Annotated in this window: 18 protein-coding genes; 3 read left to right on the top strand and 15 right to left on the bottom strand. The window is 66.3% G+C overall.

The features are described from left to right. Positions 1 to 22: 22 nt before the first annotated feature. Positions 23 to 499: a nitrate reductase associated protein gene (locus NTU39_RS22085; RefSeq protein ID WP_257958579.1), complete on the bottom strand. Its 477-nt coding sequence runs from the start codon at positions 497 to 499 to the stop codon at positions 23 to 25. 453 nt (positions 500 to 952) lie between these two features. On the opposite strand from NTU39_RS22085, the gene NTU39_RS22080 reads away from it, so the two are divergent. The 3 genes from NTU39_RS22080 (at position 953) to NTU39_RS22070 (ending at position 3,225) form a co-directional block, all read left to right on the top strand. Next, positions 953 to 1,216: a hypothetical protein gene (locus NTU39_RS22080; protein WP_150664461.1), complete on the top strand. Its 264-nt coding sequence runs from the start codon at positions 953 to 955 to the stop codon at positions 1,214 to 1,216. Further along, positions 1,213 to 2,205, top strand: coding sequence for a hypothetical protein (locus NTU39_RS22075; RefSeq protein WP_150664460.1), 993 nt, complete (start codon positions 1,213 to 1,215; stop codon positions 2,203 to 2,205). Before NTU39_RS22080 ends, NTU39_RS22075 begins: the two co-directional genes overlap by 4 nt. 126 nt (positions 2,206 to 2,331) lie before the next feature. Continuing rightward, positions 2,332 to 3,225 (top strand): DMT family transporter, encoded by an 894-nt coding sequence (locus tag NTU39_RS22070; RefSeq protein ID WP_257958578.1) that lies wholly within the window; start codon positions 2,332 to 2,334, stop codon positions 3,223 to 3,225. A 24-nt stretch (positions 3,226 to 3,249) separates the two neighbouring features. Here NTU39_RS22070 and NTU39_RS22065 read toward each other — a convergent pair whose 3' ends face one another. The 14 genes from NTU39_RS22065 to trbE all read right to left on the bottom strand — a co-directional run bounded on the left by NTU39_RS22065 (position 3,250) and on the right by trbE (position 17,135). Beyond that, positions 3,250 to 4,077 carry a DUF4088 family protein gene (locus tag NTU39_RS22065; RefSeq protein ID WP_257958577.1) on the bottom strand — a complete coding sequence of 276 codons (828 nt, stop codon included), beginning with the start codon at positions 4,075 to 4,077 and terminating at the stop codon, positions 3,250 to 3,252. 349 nt (positions 4,078 to 4,426) lie between these two features. Then, positions 4,427 to 5,419 carry an L-histidine N(alpha)-methyltransferase gene (gene egtD / locus NTU39_RS22060; RefSeq protein ID WP_150664457.1) on the bottom strand — a complete coding sequence of 331 codons (993 nt, stop codon included), beginning with the start codon at positions 5,417 to 5,419 and terminating at the stop codon, positions 4,427 to 4,429. Next, entirely contained in the window at positions 5,419 to 6,807 is a 1,389-nt protein-coding gene (gene egtB / locus NTU39_RS22055) for an ergothioneine biosynthesis protein EgtB (protein WP_257958576.1), read from the bottom strand. The genes egtD and egtB overlap by 1 nt, the downstream gene beginning before the upstream one ends. Positions 6,808 to 6,988: 181 nt before the next feature. Then, positions 6,989 to 7,513, bottom strand: coding sequence for a chromate transporter (locus tag NTU39_RS22050; protein WP_246184565.1), 525 nt, complete (start codon positions 7,511 to 7,513; stop codon positions 6,989 to 6,991). Positions 7,514 to 7,518: 5 nt separating this feature from the next. Continuing rightward, positions 7,519 to 8,175 carry a chromate transporter gene (locus NTU39_RS22045; RefSeq protein WP_257958575.1) on the bottom strand — a complete coding sequence of 219 codons (657 nt, stop codon included), beginning with the start codon at positions 8,173 to 8,175 and terminating at the stop codon, positions 7,519 to 7,521. Further along, complete coding sequence (locus tag NTU39_RS22040) at positions 8,172 to 8,396, bottom strand: hypothetical protein (RefSeq protein WP_150664454.1); 225 nt, start codon at positions 8,394 to 8,396, stop codon at positions 8,172 to 8,174. Before NTU39_RS22040 ends, NTU39_RS22045 begins: the two co-directional genes overlap by 4 nt. Before the next feature lie 629 nt (positions 8,397 to 9,025). Continuing rightward, entirely contained in the window at positions 9,026 to 9,268 is a 243-nt protein-coding gene (locus tag NTU39_RS22035; protein WP_057386249.1) for a DUF2274 domain-containing protein, read from the bottom strand. Then, complete coding sequence (locus NTU39_RS22030; RefSeq protein ID WP_057380739.1) at positions 9,265 to 10,536, bottom strand: TraB/TrbI/VirB10 family type IV secretion system protein; 1,272 nt, start codon at positions 10,534 to 10,536, stop codon at positions 9,265 to 9,267. Before NTU39_RS22030 ends, NTU39_RS22035 begins: the two co-directional genes overlap by 4 nt. A 2-nt stretch (positions 10,537 to 10,538) precedes the next feature. Continuing rightward, entirely contained in the window at positions 10,539 to 11,531 is a 993-nt protein-coding gene (gene trbG / locus NTU39_RS22025) for a P-type conjugative transfer protein TrbG (RefSeq protein WP_057380740.1), read from the bottom strand. Continuing rightward, positions 11,528 to 12,232: a conjugal transfer protein TrbF gene (gene trbF / locus NTU39_RS22020; RefSeq protein ID WP_057386250.1), complete on the bottom strand. Its 705-nt coding sequence runs from the start codon at positions 12,230 to 12,232 to the stop codon at positions 11,528 to 11,530. The genes trbG and trbF overlap by 4 nt, the downstream gene beginning before the upstream one ends. 12 nt (positions 12,233 to 12,244) lie before the next feature. Further along, complete coding sequence (gene trbL, locus NTU39_RS22015; RefSeq protein WP_257958574.1) at positions 12,245 to 13,630, bottom strand: P-type conjugative transfer protein TrbL; 1,386 nt, start codon at positions 13,628 to 13,630, stop codon at positions 12,245 to 12,247. Further along, on the bottom strand, positions 13,627 to 13,947 hold the full coding sequence (locus NTU39_RS22010) for an EexN family lipoprotein (RefSeq protein WP_257958573.1): 321 nt from the start codon (positions 13,945 to 13,947) through the stop codon (positions 13,627 to 13,629). Before NTU39_RS22010 ends, trbL begins: the two co-directional genes overlap by 4 nt. Positions 13,948 to 13,959: 12 nt before the next feature. Then, the gene (gene trbJ / locus NTU39_RS22005; protein ID WP_257958572.1) at positions 13,960 to 14,685 is read right to left on the bottom strand and encodes a P-type conjugative transfer protein TrbJ; all 726 of its coding nucleotides are present in this window, start codon (positions 14,683 to 14,685) and stop codon (positions 13,960 to 13,962) included. Beyond that, positions 14,682 to 17,135: a conjugal transfer protein TrbE gene (trbE, locus tag NTU39_RS22000; protein WP_057380744.1), complete on the bottom strand. Its 2,454-nt coding sequence runs from the start codon at positions 17,133 to 17,135 to the stop codon at positions 14,682 to 14,684. Before trbE ends, trbJ begins: the two co-directional genes overlap by 4 nt. Positions 17,136 to 17,144 lie beyond the last annotated feature (9 nt).

Here is a 17,144-nt window from a genome sequence, read left to right as displayed (position 1 = left end):
CGTCGATGTGCTGGCGCGCAGTTCAGAGTTCGGCTTGCGTCTGCGCGAGTCCGAATTCGAGCATGGCGGGCACGAAGCAGTGATTGAGCGTGTCGCGCCGTGACAGCTTCGTGAGGACGTACCGGCGAAACGGCGTGAGCGTGCCCCAGTCGCCGACGTCCGGCACCAGCAGGTCGGCCATCTCGCATTGCTTGAGCAACCCCGGCGGCAGGGCGTTCATGTCCTGCCACGCCGTGGGGGCGGCGTCGACACTGCGCTCGACGGCCTGCCCCAGATGATCGCGCGCGATCTCGTCGAGTCGCGCCGCAAAATCCTCGTCGCCCGGCACGCACGACGCGAGCGTCTCACGGGCTTCCTGCGGCAGGCGTTGCCAGTCCGCCAGCGACAGATGCTGGCCGTTACGATCCAGATTGAAGCGAATCGCCATCGTGATGTATTTGAGGTTTTCGCAAGCTTCAATTTCGAAAACAAACATCGGCAGACGCTGGTAAAGGTGCATGGCTGTCACTCCTCGTGTGGCGACGTATCGCATGCGGCCGATTGTACTCGCGCCCCGAGGGCGATCGCGGAAGGGTTGCGCGCATGACGATGCGGCATGGCGACGCATCGACGCGGAGAATCTGGCCAATGTGGCACCGCTTTCGGCGTCCCTCTCGCGGGTAATGTCTTTCCAAAATTGCCAATTGTTCTTGGGAAAACTCTCAAAAACACTCGGGCGAACACTGAAAATTTCCATCGTTTCGCGAGACGTCCCGTAGCACGGAAAGGCTGACTTTGAGCGGCCGCCCAGCGATTTCGGACAGTTCACATTCCTTGCAATGTGAAGCGTCCTAGAGATTCGGTTCTTTCCCAAGGCCGTCCGGATTTCCTAAGGTAGGCGTTCTGCCGATCCATTCCCGATTCACCCCCGACAGGAGCCGACATGCCACCCCGTACGTCAAATGCGTCGCCGATGCCATTTCCCTTTCTTCCCGTAGTCCTGGAGTCGCCCAAGGCGTCAACGTCGCACGGCTCAGCGGCGTCGCCCGAGGTGTCGGAGCCTGCGAGCCGTGCCAGTGCCGTACGTAGCAAGCCGCGCACGAGCCGTCGCCTGGCGGTGGTCGAGGCCGCACAGCCGCCGGGTATGGGCGGCGATGGCGGCTGCTCGTTGAGGGTGGACGTGGTGCGCAGCATCGCGCCCGAATGTCTGACGTTGCTTGGAGCCATCGTCCGATGAGCGCCGTTGCGACTCGCCCGGTGTTGCGCGCCCAAGACGATGCGGGCGGAGAGGCGTCGGTGTCGGCGGGTGGCGCGGTGTGGGTGATCGCCTCGCCGCACGCGCAATGGACATGTGCACCGGACGCCGTGACCGTATCGTCCTATGAGGTGTCGTGCACGCTGCACGAGGCGCCCGTCGACACGGCGTTGTGGCTCGAACGCATGAAGCATGGCGTGTTGCTGGCGCAAGCACCTGTGCGCGGGACGTGGCTGGCAACGCTTGTCGACGAAGCACTGGTGCACGTGTTGCCTGCAACACCTCGCGACAGTCAGGACATCGTGCCGGCGTTCGGGCAGATCTGCGACGCATGGGTGCGCGGTATTTTCGCGTCACCGTTCTGGACGCGTTTCCTCGCGGGCGAGTCGAGCGACATTCAGGTACTGGCGTTTCTCGCGCAGCTCTACCATCGCGCGGCAGGGGCCGATGTCCATAATCGCATTGCGGTGGAGCGCTGCACCGACGCGGCGCTGCGGCCGCTGCTGCTACGTCAGTACCGGGAGCAGCGCGGTCAGTCGACGATGCTGGCCGCAGGGTTGTTGCGATGCGGCCCGGCGGCGCGCACGTTTCTGGACAGCGGTGCCTTCGATGCGACGCACGCGCTGATCGACTTCATCATCGGCGCGGCGGGTGACATGCCCGCTTACGTCGGGTGTTGTGCGCTGTGTCAGGCGCCCGCAACGGTGCGCGCGGCCAGCGAGATCGAAGCGCAGTTCGAGGCGCTCGCGCAGCGCTATCCGTCGGCGGCCGACGGCTTCGCGGCCGTCTGCGCGCATGCCCGGCATGACGCGAGCGTGTGCGGTGGCACGGCGCTGCTCGCGCAATGGGTCGAAGACGCGGGCGAGCCGGACGTGCCGTCGCGGCTGCGGATGTTGCGTGGCGCGTATGGGGTTGCGGCGGCATACCGGGCGATGTTCGACGCGTTGCATCGGCTCGACGAAGAGCTCTGACGAGAGAGGCACTGCGCAGTCCTGAGGTTGGCGAGCAACGCATGCCCCCGATTGGGGCATGTCACTCGTATAATGGCGTCCCAACGGCGGGGGCGGTTGCGGCTCCACGCCGTCCGCCCCCTGACCATGACAACCCAACTCGCCTACCTCGCCGCGCTCGGTGCCGCCCTCTGCTGGGCTTGCAGCGGCATGATCGCCATCACGCCTGTCCGTCAGGCCGGTTCGTTCCCCTTCAACTACGCCCGCATGCTGCTGGTCTTCGCGATGCTGCTGTTCGCACTCGCGGTGCTGCGCGGCTGGCCGGCGCTGTCGCTAGAACAATGGTTGCGGCTCACAGCGTCGGGGCTGATCGGCATTCTCGTGGGCGACACGATTCTTTACACGTCGCTCGGGCGCCTGGGGCCGCGACGCAACTCCATCGTCTTTGCAACCAATGCGCCGATGACGGCCGTACTTGGGTACTTCTGGCTAGGCGAAGCGCTGGGCTGGCGGGCGGTTGCGGGCGTTGCGCTGGTGACAGCCGGGGTGGCGCTAGCCATCGCCTTCGGCGGCCGTCGCGAGGATGCGCACCACTGGGAGTCGGTACGCGGCGACGTGCGCGTGGGTGTCGCCATCGGGTTGACGGCGGCGCTGTGCCACTCGATCGGGACGCTCATCGCCAAGCCCGTGATGGCGGCTGGCGTGGATCCGGTGGGGGCGTCGGCGGTGCGTGTTGGCGTGTCGGCGCTCGGGTTGACGATCCTTGCGGCGCGACGCGGGCGAGGCATCTTCTCGGACTTTACGCCGGGCACGCTCGCGCTCACAGCGGCCTCCGGCTTCGTCGGCGTGGCCGTCGGCATGACGTTGCTGCTGTATGGCATGGGGCATGGCAACACGGGCGTCATCGCGACGCTCTCGGCGACCACGCCGGTGATGGTGTTGCCGCTGCTGTGGATTCGCACCCGGCAGCGTCCGGCAGCGGGCGCCTGGTGGGGTGCGCTGATCGCCAGCGCGGGGGTGGCGCTGATCTTTAACCGCTGACGTTGAAGGGGGTGCCTGAAACGCCTAGCGCGTGACGGGCGTTTGCAGAGTGTCGGCGCTCTGATGCGATGCTTCGGTGCCAAGCGTCGGCACCTGAGCGTCCTGTACGGGCGCGGGGCGCGGCACGCTCGGCGTGAGCAGGCGTCGCAACCAGGCGGCGATGCGCTCGAAGACACCCGGATCGTCGTTGAACAATTCGGGACGCAGCACGCCCAGATACTCCAGAATCTGATCCGCTTCCTGAGCGCCGACCGAGCCGTAAATGACGGCAAGATCGAGCAGCGCGCGCAGCTCACCAAGCTTTTCGCGGGCTTGCAGCGAGCGGGCGGTTTCGACCGCGCGCTTGGCTTCGAACACCCGTTCGCGCAGCACCGACGCGGTGCGCCATGCGGGCGTCTGCAACGTGGCCTCCAGCGTTCGCAGGTCCTGCGCCGACGTCACGATCTGACCGGCGAGCGATTCCACGATGCGCTCCTCTCCCTTCGCTTCCCGCACGATGCCCTCGGCCCAGCGGCTGGCCTGACGCGCCATGTCTTCGCGCGACCATTCCGGGCGCGAGACGAAATAGAACCCGTGCTGACGCGCCTGATTCAGGATGATCGAAACGACGTCCGGAAACTGCTTGTCGAACGTGCGTTTGGCCCATGCGTAGTGGCCCCCCGCGAGCAGTTGGGCGACGGCGGCTTCGGTGAGCGGCACGGTGCTGTCGAGCAGGCGGGCGCGCAGGAAGTCGTCGAACGGCGGCGGCGTGAAGTGACGGTCGACGGCAGCGGAGATGCGCACGAAGGCGTCGAAATCCTTTTGCAGGTCGGCCAGTGCGCTGTCGGAGAGCGTAAGGGCGATGCGGCTCATCGTGACCGGCTCCCGGTCGCGGAGAAAGCGTGTCCGCCCCACGCGAACGAAGTCGCGTCGGCCGGTCGAGTGTCGGTGCGAGTGCCCGTGTGAGTGAGGCGGGCCACAGGCGGAGCCGCCGGAGCCCGTGCCACGTGCATCCCCATTGCGCGTGAAGTCATGTGCAGCGATTCGTATCAACGGTGCGCTGCGGTCATGGCCGTGCGCTGTGAGATGGGCTGTCCCGCCGGACGTTTGTCACGTCCATGGCGGGCAGCGTGAGTCTGCATGCATCAACGGCACAACGGCGTAAAAACTTTAGCCTCCGAGGCGCATTTTCTTTCAACGCCTTGTGGAGACGGCCCCCGGATCACTCCCCGTTGGCGGGGCGCAGCAGGTAGACGGCGAAGCGCGAGCGGGCGTCGAGCCAGACGCGCTCGATATCCCATCCGGCGGAGTTCGCGAGTGCGCGGAACTCCGTCTGTCCATATTTGTAGGAGTTCTCAGTATGGATGGACTCGCCTGCCGAGAAATCGAAGCGATGGCCGAGGACGGTGGCCGAGAATGCGCGCTGTGCGACCAGATGCATCTCGATGCGGCTAGCCTTCGCGTTGAAGCGGGCTTCGTGACGGAAGGCGTCCAGCGGCAGATCGCCGTCGAGTTCGCGGTTGATGCGCACGAGTACGTTCAGATCGAACTGCGCCGTCACCCCGCGCGCGTCGTCGTACGCGGGCAACAGCACGGCGGGATCCTTGCACGCGTCCACGCCGACGACCATGCGTCGGTGCGGTCCGAGCATCTTGCCGACATGCGCGAGGAAGGCGGCCGCCTGTGCGGGCGCGAAGTTGCCGATCGTCGAGCCGGGGAAGAAGCCGAGGCGTGGCCCTTGCGTGTTGTGCAACTGCGGCGGGAGGTGGAACGGGCGGGTGAAGTCGGCACGCACCGGTAGCATCGGAATGCCGGGACAGCGGCGCGCGAGTGTGGCGACGGCGTCGTCCAGAAAGTCATCGGCAATGTCGACGGGGACATACGCGCGTGGCGTCACGAGGGCGTCGAGCAGCAACGGTGTCTTACGGCTCGACCCGCTGCCGAACTCCACGACGACGGCGTTTGGTCCGACGACATCGGCGATGGCGGCGGAGCACTCGCCGAGCAGGGTGGTTTCGGTGCGCGTCTGGTAGTACTCGTCGAGGCCGGTGATCTCTTCGAAGAGTTCGCTGCCGCGCTGATCGTACAGCCAGACGCTGGGCAGCGTCTTCGGCGTGTGACCGAGACCGGCGAGCACGTCGGTGGCAAAGGCGTTTTCCGGCAATGACGGGCAAACGAACGCCGTGGCTTGTTGGGATTGTGTAGCTTGCAACATCAGCGGTCCTCCGCGAGCCTCAGGCCGCAGAACTGCCAGCGCTGATGCGGGTAGAAGAAGTTACGGTACGTGGCGCGTGCGTGGCCCGGCGGCGTGGCGAGCGATCCGCCGCGCAGCACGAACTGTCCGCACATGAACTTGCCGTTGTACTCGCCGACGGCCCCCGATGCCGTCCGGAATCCCGGGTATGCGACGTATGGACTGGCCGTCCATTGCCATACCGGGCCAAAGCGCTGCTCCATCGTGGGTTGCATTGGTGACGAAGTACGGCCACTGCCGCTTGCCGCCACCTCCCACTCTTGTTCTGTCGGCAGACGCTTGCCCGCCCAGCGCGCGAAGGCATCCGCTTCGAAATAGCTCACGTGTTGCACTGGGGCGTCGTCGTCGACGGGCTGCATGCCTGCGAGCGTCATCGACTGCCATTCGCCGTCGTGCAGCTCCCAGTAAAGCGGATGTCCCCAGCCTTCACGCTGTACCGTCGCCCAGCCGTCCGAGAGCCAGAGTCCGGCCATGCGGTAGCCGCCGTCTTCGATGAAGTCGCGCCATTCGCCGTTCGTTACCACGCGCGACGCAATCGCGAACGGTCGGACCAAAACGTCGTGCGCGGGCGTCTCGCAATCGAAGGCGAAGTGACCGCCAGAACGGCTGTCGTCACCCGGATGCCCGATGCTGTGTTGACCGCCGCCGTGCTCGATCCATTGCAGCGGTGCACTCGCGTGAAGCGCTGCCGATGGCGGACGATGGGCGGGACGCAGCGGATTCTGCGCGAAGAGATGCAGCAGGTCGGTGTGCATCAACTCCTGATGCTGCTCTTCGTGATGCAGGCCGAGCGTGATGAGCGCGACGGTGTCGGGCGCGAGATCGGGCTGTTGCAAGAGCGCGTGCATGGCAGCGTCGACGTGGCGGCGATAGGCGAGCACTTCGTCGAGCGTGGGGCGTGTGAGCAGCCCGCGCTGCGGACGCGGATGACGTGGACCGGCGGCTTCGTAATACGAGTTGAAGAGGTAGGCGAAGCGGGGGTCGTAGGGGCGGTAACGGGGGGCGGGTCGCCCGGCCGCAACGTTCGCCTCGCTCAGCAGAAACGTCTCGAAAAACCAGGTGGTGTGGGCCAGGTGCCACTTGATGGGGCTCGCGTCGGGCATCGACTGCACGGTGGCATCGGCGTCCGAGAGGCCTTGCGCGAAGGCGACGGACGCGGCACGCACGGCGTCGAAGCGAGCATGCAGCGAGGTGACCGGCGACGTGACGGGCGACGTGACCGGCGACGTGATCTGCGAGGCCGTCGCCGCATTGGCAGACGGCCCATCGCGAGCGGTCCGCGAGGGGGATGCATTGGGGGAGGTGCCTGAGGGCGCCTCGGCTTGCGACGTACAACAGGGGACGGTCATAGGAAATATCCGGGGACACACCGTGCTGTGAAACGTGCTGCCTATTGTAGACCCGTTGCCGGGGCGTCATGTACCCCCAGTTTGGGGCCAGTATGTGACGGTTCGTAACGACGGTTGACGCTGGCGGTCGTCTGCCTGCATCGCTGCGCGCCATAAGCCTGAGCGCTGTGTCGGAGGATGCCTACATCAACCAGCCAGTGAGGCCGAGCAGGCTGCCTGCGGCGATGAGCCACAGCGGGTTCCAGCGGGTGCGCAGGGTGATGCCGACCGCGACGAGCGTCACGAGTCCGCGCGCCACGTTGATATCGACCTCCCGGGCGAGCAGCGCGCTGCTGGCGGCGAGCAGACCGACGGTGATTGGCGCGAGACCGGCGCGTACGGCGCGGACCCAGGGTGAGTGTTCGTGACGGTCCACCCATCCGCCAACCAGATACGCAAGGAGCGAACTCGGGGCGCATTTGGCGAGCGTGGCGGTGAATGCGCCGGGCAGTCCGGCGGCTTGCAAGCCGATCAGGGTGACGGCCATGCCGTTGGGGCCGGGCGCGGCCTGCGCGAGCGAGAAGAAGGTGACGAACTGGGCGTCGGTAATCCAGTGTCGGGTGTCGACGGCGTAGCGATGGATGTCGGCGAGCGTGACGTTGGTGCCACCGACGGCGAGCAGCGACCAGAGCGAGCCATGCAGGAACAGATCGATGAGCGTGGTCATGATGGTCAGGGCGTGGCGTCGCCTTGATGATGCTGCCGGTCGCGCTTGTCGAGCCGCTCAAGTCGATAGGCACTCAGGATCGCGCAAGGGCCGAGCACCCCGAGGACCAGTAACAGCGGCAGTCCGAAAACGAAACTGCCGAGGAAGGTTGCGGCGGCGAACGCGAGTATCGTCCAGTGGCGTTTTAACCCGGCAAGTAGACGCACCGACGTCGCAATCACCAGACCGGTCGCCGCAGGCATCAGGCCGGACAGCAGGTGTTGGACGAGGGGTGTCTGTCCCCACTTGGCGTAAGCGAAGCCGATCAGGATGATGACGATGGTCGGGCAGAAATAGAGACCTGCAACGGCAGCGGCGGCTCCTCGCGGGCCGCGAAAGCGACGGCCGAGGACGGTGGCGATATTGGCGACGTTGGGGCCGGGCAGGAGTTGCGCGAGCGGGAGCAATTCAGCGAATTCCCGGTCGGTGAGCCAGTGGCGCTGGTCGACCACCATACGGCGTGCCCACGGCAGGACACCGCCGAAGCCGGTCGCGCCGACGGTGCCGAAGGCGAGCGCAAGGTCCCAGCAGGTGGGGCGTTCGGTGGGGTTGGGGGTAGTGGAACTGGGGGCTGACGACGCGGGGTGTGACGCGTCTGACGGCGGGGAAGCGTGGGATGTCACGATTGTCCGTTGCCGGGGGGATGATTGTGGCCTTGCAGGGGGCCGTGGAGTTCGTGTTCGAGGCGCACGACTTCCTGAGCGACGAGTGCGATGGCGTTACGGATTTCCATGAGCGCGGTGTAGAGGGCTTGCGCGTTCTGGGGGGAATGCATGGCGACGTCGCGGGCGGCGGTTTCGATGGCGTCGAGCGACAGGGCGATGCGGTCGAGATTCTCCAGCATGGGCGATCTCCGTTGACGCGCACAGTGCGTGCATACCCCCATGATACCCAACTGACGTATCTCGGTGGGGGATGTTAGAATGCGTGCCCTTGCCGGGGTGATGAAATTGGTAAACATAGCGGACTTAAAATCTGTTTTGTCAAGTCCTTTCTGCTAGAACTACCGAGCCAGAAGGTCAATAGTGACAACGGTTTGCGGGCATCCGAGCTGTAGCTTTGCAGCTAGGCTTGACGGCCAGGGGCCAGCTAGGCGCCAGTAGATGGAGGTAGGTGTTTTCAGTGCGTTGAGCACTACGCCCGAGTGGTGAAATCGGTAGACACAAGGGACTTGAACAATTTGAGCCTTCGGGGGGAAACGCCCGAAGTGAAGCCCGTCAAAGTCGGCGAACGCCCTGGATGCTTTTGCATCCGAGCCAACGCCGAGCCAAGCCCAAGCTACAGCTTGGGAAGGTGTAGAGAGCAGACGGCGGGCACCTACGGCCGCAAGGCTATGGTGAAGGCGTGCTCCAGACCACGAACGCCCTGCGTTGAGCAGGGCGGCGGCGAAAGTCGAAGTGGTAAGAAAATCCCTCGCCGAAAGGCGTGCCGGTTCGATTCCGGCCTCGGGCACCAATCCAAAGCCGCCCCTGTTCACGCAGGGGCGGCTTTTCCGTTCTTGGGCTGTGTGCGCTTGAATCCCCGATCCCCCACCATGAACGCCTCCAGCATGTGCGGGATCAGCGTCACGGCATCGACCGCCTCGCCATACGCCTGCGCGTGCAGCGCGGCGTAGCGGTCGAGGTCGGCTTTCAAGCTGGCCGGGCAGGCAAAGGTCAGTTTGACGCTTTCGGTCTTGGGCAGCGGCCCGAGCCGCAGCTTCTTGGTCGCGCTCATTGCGAAGCTCCCCGATTGAAGAACAGCGGCTGGTAGGGCCGCAGCACTAGATCCCGGTTGACGATGATCCGCACCGGCAGGCCCGGCCGCTCGGTCAGCGTCGGCTGGATGTTCATGTTGCGCCGGGTGATCTCCTGGCCGACCTGATTGATGCTGTCCTGTGCGCTGTCACGCCCGGCGATGACGATGCGGTTGCCGTCCTGCCGATTCTCCGGTGCGGCCAGTTCGGCGCTGACGCCCAGCAACGTCGTCAGCACTGCGCCGGCGACGATGCGCTTCCAATGCCAGTCCACGTCATCTTCCAGGCCCGAGTAGCCCGCAGGATCTGTGCCCACAAGGTTGTCGAGTGTCAGCGATGACGTGTCCGGCAGGATGATGCGATTCCACACCACCTGCACGCGGCTCTGCCCGTAGCTGACTTGGCTGTTGTATTTGCCCAAGATGCGCGATCCCTGCGGGATCAGCAGGAACTTGCCGGTGGCCGTGTCATAGACCGGCTCCGTGACGGTGCCGATCACGTCGCCCGGTAAGTCCGACTTGATGCCCGTCACCAGCGCACCCGCGATCACCGTCCCGGCCATCACCTGATATGGCGATGTCGGCAGCGCCAGGTTGCCGGAATTGCGGGTTTCCGTAGAACCGGCTTTCAGGAACGCCTCTTTCTGGTCTTGCCGGTTTTGCACGGCGGTTGGGTCGGCAGGCTGGGCCGCCGTCGAGGCCGGCCCTGCGGCAAGCGGGTCGAAGGCCGCGAGCGCGCTGGCACCACCGGCACCCGGCGCCGCTTGCGCCACCGTGGCGGTCGCCTCGCCTTGGCCGCCCGAGCGGAAGAACACCGACGAAGCCGCAGCGGCTTCCGCCTCCTTGCGCAAGGCGTCGTTGGGATCGTGGCCAGGGGCTGCGTAGGCGGCCACGGCCGGCTGCTGTGAGTTCACGATGGCCGGGCCGAGGTCGCCCGGCAGCGGCGGCCCCAGCTCCGGCACTTTCGGCGGCAGCTTCGAGTAGTCCGAAGGCAGGCCGTCCAGCCCTTCGGACTTCGAGACGCGATCGACGTTGTAAAGCTCGGTCTGTTCGCTGGCTCCGCGCCGCTGCGGTTGCAGCGACCAGATCGTGGCCCCGAGCACGGCGACCGACAGGCCGCCTACGAGGATGGCCAGCGTGCGCCGGTTCAGGCGCGTGACCGGGCGCGGCTGGGCGCGCAGCGTCACCGCCTCGGGCGCGACCTTGCCCGCCTGCGGCGTGGCGAGGTCGGGGGTGTCGTCCTGGCTCATGGTCAGTTCCTCCGCGCAACGCCGTCCGTGCGCTCAATCCGCACCACGTCGCCCTTGTCACCGCCCAGGCGCAGTTCGGCCGCGCCGAACAGCCGATCCACGATGTAATACGGCGAGCGGAAGCGGTAATTGACCAGTTGCCCGCCGCCTTCCGGCCCGATCACGAACAGCGGCGGCAGCTCGCCTTGCGCGATGCCGGCGGGGAACTGGATATAGACCTTCTGCCCGTCGTCGAACGCGCGCAGCGGCTTCCACGGCGGGTTGCTGCCGCTGACCGCGTAGCGGAAGCGCAGGTTCTCCAGCGACAAGCCGGAATCCACCGGCGCGGCGGCGCTGGCCGCCTGTGCCTGGCGCTGCAAGGCCAGCATCCGGTCGCGCGGATACTCCCAAGAAGCCGATGCCATCCACGTCTTTTCCGTCGAAGCCAGCTCCAGCAGGTATGTCCTGCGATTGGTGGTGATGACGAGATTGGTCTTGAGGCCCGAGCGGATCGGCTTGACCAGCACGTTCACGCGCAGGTCGGCACCGCTACCGCTCGATGTGTCGCCCACGATCCAGCGCACGGTATCGCCAGCGGCCACCGTTACCAGTTCCTCGCCCGGCTGGAGCGAAACCACGGTCACGCGGCCCACGGCCGCATAGACCTGATAGAGCGCGCCATCCGTGAAAGGCCACACCTGAATCGCGTTGACGTAGCCCTCGCGCGTGGGCGCGACGCGGGCCTCGGCATTGGCGCGCGAGACACGCACCTTCTCGTCTGCCGGCTCCGGCGTGGGCTTGGCGTCATCGGCTTCGGGCAACGGCTTCAACTGCGCCGGCATCGGTAGCACCTCGGGCACAGCCACCACTTCCACAGGCGCGGGTAGTTCAGGCAGCGGCTGGGCCTGCACCGGCTCATCAAGCGAAATCACGGGCGGCGGCTTGCCCTGCGTGGCGCAGCCCGCCAGGGCCGCAAGCGTCAGCACGGAAACGTAAATACGGAAAGACAGGTTCATGGTTTGGCTCCTTCGGAAGAATCCAACTCGCGGCTCCACGACAAGCCGTTGACGTAGATGCCCAGGGGGTTCTTGCGCAGGCGTTCTTCGGTGCGCGGCGGTTGGAGCACGATGGACACCACGGCCGTCCACCGTTCCAGCCCGGCCGTGGCGCCATTGACGTACCGGCGTTCCGTCCAGCGCACGTTGAAAGACGTGTCGCTAGCGCGCACGACGCTCGTGATCTGCACCGTCACCGACTCCTTGCCGATACGCGCGAACGGGTCGTTCACGCGCGCGTAGTCGTTGAGCACGGCCGCGCCCTTGTCGGTCGTGTAGTCGTAGGCGTCGAGCCAGTTCTGGCGGACAACGATGGGGTCGATGGACAGCGAGCGCACCAGGCCGATGAAGCGGCCTAGGTGGTACGCGGTCTGTGCATCGCTGGGCCGGTACGGCGTGGCGGCTTCGCCCACGGCGCGCACCTGGCCTGCGTTGTCCACCTCCACCACGTAGGGCGTCACGATGGACTGCGCCGAGCGCCACACCAGGCCGCCGGCCATCAGCAGCGCGAGCGTCAGGCAGCCGAAGGCCATCAGCCGCCAGTTCTTCGCCTGCACGCGCGGCGTGCCGATACGGTCGTCCCACACCTGGCCGGCAGCTTGATACGGCGTGGCAGGCTGCGGCGTGTCGGCATAGCGCACCTGCGGTTTCTTGAATCGCATGGTCAGTTCTCCTTATGAATCGGAATCGCGCAGGCTCGGGCCTTGCCCGGAGCCGCCGCCATCGCCACCGCGCAAGGCGTGGGCGGTAGTAGTCGCGGCATGGGTGAGTTGCTGGCGGCGATGCAGGCGCTTGGCCCAAGCGGGCTGTTCCTGCGTCTGCGCGGTGGCGGTGCCGGATGCGGCCTCGCCTGCGGCACCCTGACCGGATGCCGCGCCTGCGCCACTATCGGCCGCAGCGCCATTCCAGCCAGCGCGGAAGGGAGCAGCCATGCGTTGCCCGGCTGCGGAGGCGCGAGATGCAGCGCCTCGCCCGGCTGCCTGCGCGCCTGTCTTGGCGACGTTGCCCAAGCCCGCCATTGCGCCTTTCGCACCACCGCCTGCGGCGGCGGAGCCGGCCTGGAACGCCGATTTCGCACTGCCAGCCGCCGACGTGGCCGCACGCGCACCAGCGCCAGCCAGCTTGGCGGCAGCCGGTGCCATGCGCGCGCCAGCGGCTACCGCGCTGCCTACACCCGTGGCGGCGGCACCGACGGCCACCGCCGTCCCGGCTGCGCCGATAGCCGCGCCCGCCATTGCGCCCGCGCCGAGCTGCGGCGCACCGGACACAAGGCCCGTGGCGATGCCAGGGCCGAAGATCCCCAGCGCCAGCAAGGTGAGCGAGGCCAGCATGATGACCAGTGCATGGTCGATGGACGGCTCATCGGGATGGACTTGGAACTGAGTGAACAGGCCCGAGCCGATACCGACGATCACGGCCAGCACCAGCACCTTGACGCCGGAGGCAACCACGTTGCCCAAGACTTTTTCGGCCAGGAACGAAGTCTTGTTCCAGAGCGCGAACGGCACCAGCACGAAGCCCGCGAGCGTGGTTAGCTTGAACTCGATGAGCGTGATGAACAGTTGGATCGCCAGCACGAAGAAGCACAAGACCACGACCAGCCACGCGAGGAACATCACCACGATGGGGTCGAGGTTCACGAACACTTCGGGAAAGCCCGCCATCTCGCCGATCTGCTCCAGGATCGGCGCCCCAGCGTCGATGCCGGTTTTCGCCAGCCGGCCCGGCTGCAAGAAGTTCTCCATCGTGATGGCCGAGCCGGTGGCGGTGATGCCCAATCCCGCAAACGAGCGGAACACGATGCTGGCCAGCCAGTTGAAGTTATTGATGATGTAGGCGAAGGCACCGACGTAGAGCACCTTGCGCAGCAGCTTGGCGATCACGTCCTCGCCCTGGCCGGTGGCATGGCTCATGGCCCAATACAGGCCGGCGATCGTCATGTCGATGACGATCAGCGTGGCCGTGAGGAACGCCACTTCGCCCCGCAGCAGCCCGAAACCCGAGTCGATATAAGCGGCAAAGGTGTTGAGGAACTGGTCGATGATGGTCACGTCATTCATGGCGTGTCCTCCGGTTCGGCGGGATCGGCCGGCGCCATGCCATCGGTCGGCTCCTCGAAGCTCGGCGGGATCGGCGGCAGGTCTGCCAGCGTCTGGTACTCATCCGGCCCGGCCTGGCCGGAGAAGAAGCGCCGCCGGAAGGCTTCGGCGGCGGCACGGCAAGCGTCCTCGCCCGTGGCCTGCCGGTCGGCCGCGCATTGCGCGCGCAATGCCTTCAGCCGCGCGGGATCGGCGGCCAGGGCATCGGCAAGGTGGTCGGCCGGCTGCTCGCCGCAAGCGGCCAGCAGCGCGACACACAGGACGAGGACGCATCGCATGGCGGCCTCCCGTCAGTTGCCGTAGAAGTTCACGGACTGCGGCGTGTACGGCGTGCCGTCGCCCATGAAACGCCGCCGCACCTCGCGGGCGCGCTCCGTGGCCGCCGCCTGCCGCGCCAGCTCCAGCGAGGCGGCCCGGTCTTGCGTGATCTGAAGCCGCTGCGACTGGATCGACTGCTTGGCCTGCAAGGCGAGCAACTGGTTCATGGCCTGCATCGCTTGCAGCGCGCCTTCGGCCGACTGGCTCTTGCCAACGAGATCGGCCAGCACGCTTTCGTCTTCGCCCAGGTTCTGCGACACCTGTGCCTGCATCTGCATGGTGGTTTGCAAGCCGTTGAGCGTGTTCCGCCAACGCTCCTGCGCGTCGCGGTACATCTGGTCGCCGCTGACGGTGGCGGCGTACTGCTCGGGGTACAGGCGCGCGAACTCCCGATCGAGGTTCGTCACGTCGTAGGCTAAGCCTCGGGCCTGCGCGATCAGCCGCTCGGTCGTCGCCAGGTTGGCGCGCAACTGGTTCACCACGCTGGACGGCAGGCTGGCGAGGTTGCGCGCCTGGTTCATCAGCATCTGCGCTTCGTTCTGAAGCTGCTGGATCTGGTTGTTGATCTGCTCCAGCGTGCGGATCGCGGTCAGCGTGTTCTGCACGAGGTTCGTCGGATCGACCACGACCCATTGCGCATGGGCGGTGGCAGTGCAGAGCATGGCCGCAATGGAGGCGGCGATAAGGCGCTTTTTCATGACAAGTTCTCCAGGGGTTGGTCAGCCAGGGAACCCGGCGCGAGGCCGGGGAACGAGGGCAGCAGGTCGGCCGCCCAATCGAGGCCGCGATGGCGCAGCCAGGCGCCCGCGAAGCCGGGCACGCCGGCGTCCAGCAGCACGCGGTCTATGTCGCGCTGGTCTTGCGGCGTGGAAGCGCCCGCAAACGCCAGCGCCGCCGGCCCCAGGTCGAGGTCGAACAGGCGGTTGCCGAGGCGGGATTGGTAGTAGTAGTCGCGCTTGGGCTGCGCGGTGGCGACGATTTCGATCTGCCGCCTGTTGAGGCCGAAGCCCTCGTAGATCGTGCGAATCTGCGGCTCAGTCGCCTGCGTGTTCGGCAAGAAGATGCGGCTTGCGCAGCTTTCGATGATCGCGGGCGCGATGCTCGAATCCTTGATGTCGGCCAGGCTCTGCGTGGCGAAGATGACGCTGACGTTCTTCTTCCTGAGCGTCTTGAGCCACTGCCGGATGCGCGCGGCAAACACCGGGTCATCGAGGAACAGCCACGCTTCATCGAGGATCAGCAGCGTGGGCGCACCGTCAAAGCGTTCATCGAAACGCGCAAAGAGGTAATGCAGCACGGCCATGACGGCGGCCTTGCTGTGCATCAGCTCCTCCATCTCGAAGCACTGCACGTCGGCCATGCCCAGCCGGTCGTGGTCGGCGTCCAGCAGCTTGCCGTGGGCGCCACCCAGCACATAGGGCGACAGCGCCTGCCGCAGCGTATTCGATTGCAGCAGCACGGAAAGTCCCGTCATCGTGCGCTGCTCCACCGGCGCACCGGCGAGACTTCCCAGCGCCGACCAGATAGCCGCCTTCTCGTCGGGGCCGACCGCCACGCCTTCGTGCAGCAAGCGGCCTTCGATCCATTCGGCGGCCCAGGTGCGGTCGCCCTCACGGTCGATGCGCGCGAGTGGCTGGAAGGCGATTTCGCCATCCGTGCCCAGGTCGTAGTGTTCACCGCCCAGGCCGAGGATGGCGGCCCGCATGGAGCGGCCCATGTCGAAGGCGAAGATGCGCGAGCCGCGATAGCGGCGGAACTGCATCGCCAGCGTGGCGAGCAAGACCGACTTGCCCATGCCGGTCGGGCCGGCGACCAACGTGTGGCCCACGTCGCCGATGTGCGTGACCAGGCGGAACGGCGTCGCGCCATCGGTGCGGGTGACGATCAGCGGCGGGCCGCCCAGGTGGTCGTTCTTCTCCGGCCCGGCCCATACCGCCGACACCGGCATCATGTGCGCCAGGTTCAGTGTCGAGACGATGGGCTGGCGCACGTTGGCGTAGGCGTTGCCCGGAAGCGATGACAGCCACGCATCCACGGCATTGAGCGTTTCGGGGATGGTCACGAACCCGCGCCCCTGGATGACGCGCTCCACCATGCGCAGCTTCTCGTCGGCTGCGCCAGCGTCCTCGTCCATGACGGTGACGGTCGCCGTCAGATAGCCGAAGGCGACTTGATCGCTGCCCAGCTCCTGCAAGGCTGCATCGGCATCGGCAGCCTTGTTGTTCGCATCGGTATCGACCAGCGGGCTTTCCTGCTGAAAGATCGTTTCGCGCAGCAGCGCGATGACGTTCTTGCGCTTGGCGAACCACTGGCGGCGCAGGCGCCCCAATTCCCGTTCCGCCTCGGATTTGTCGAGGCACAGAAAGCGCGTACTCCAGCGATACCCAAATCCCAGGCGGTTGAGGTCGTCCAGAATCCCCGGCCAGGTCGAGGTCGGGAATCCGCGCACCGACACCACGCGCAGGTGCTTGTCGCCCAGCATGGGCGCGAGGCCACCGACCAGCGGCGAGTCGGTCAGCAGCGCGTCGATGTGGAACGGCACTTCGGGCACACCGATTCGGTAACGCCGCGTCGAGATGGTCGCGTGCAGATAGGTCAGCGTCTGGCTGTCATCGAGCCAGGCGATTTCCGGCATGACGCCATCGAGCAGGTCAAAGACCCGATCCGTTTCCGCGACGAAGGCTTGCAGCCGCTCGCGCCAGTCCACGCCATTCGTCGGCGTGTTCTCGTAGAGCATCTTGGCGGCTCGGGCGCGCGATTCCTCGGGCGGCAGGTACACCAGCGTCAGGTGATAGCCGCTCTCGAAGTGATGGCCGGTATCCTCGAAGGCCGAGCGGCGTTCTTCGTCCACCAGCCACGAAAGCGGCTCGGGAAACTCCGAGTGCGGGTAGTCGGCAGCGGCGCGGCGCTCGGCCTCGATGAATAGCGCCCAGCCCGACCCCAGCCGGCGCAGCGCGTTGTTCAAGCGCGCCGACGTGGCGATCAGCTCGCCTTGCGTGGCACTGTCGAGGTCAGGCCCGCGAAACCGGGCCGTGCGCTGGAAACTGCCGTCCTTGTTCAAGACGACACCCCGCGCGACGAGTCCGGCCCAGGGCAGCCAGTCGGCGAGCAGTGCGGGCCGCTGGCGGTATTCAGCGAGGTTCAGCATGGCATCACC

Origin of the sequence: Pandoraea commovens (assembly GCF_024704525.1) — a bacterium.
GTDB lineage: Bacteria > Pseudomonadota > Gammaproteobacteria > Burkholderiales > Burkholderiaceae > Pandoraea > Pandoraea commovens.
The sequence above is the reverse complement of the archived record's forward strand: the minus strand, read 5'-3'. Positions and strand labels throughout refer to the sequence as shown.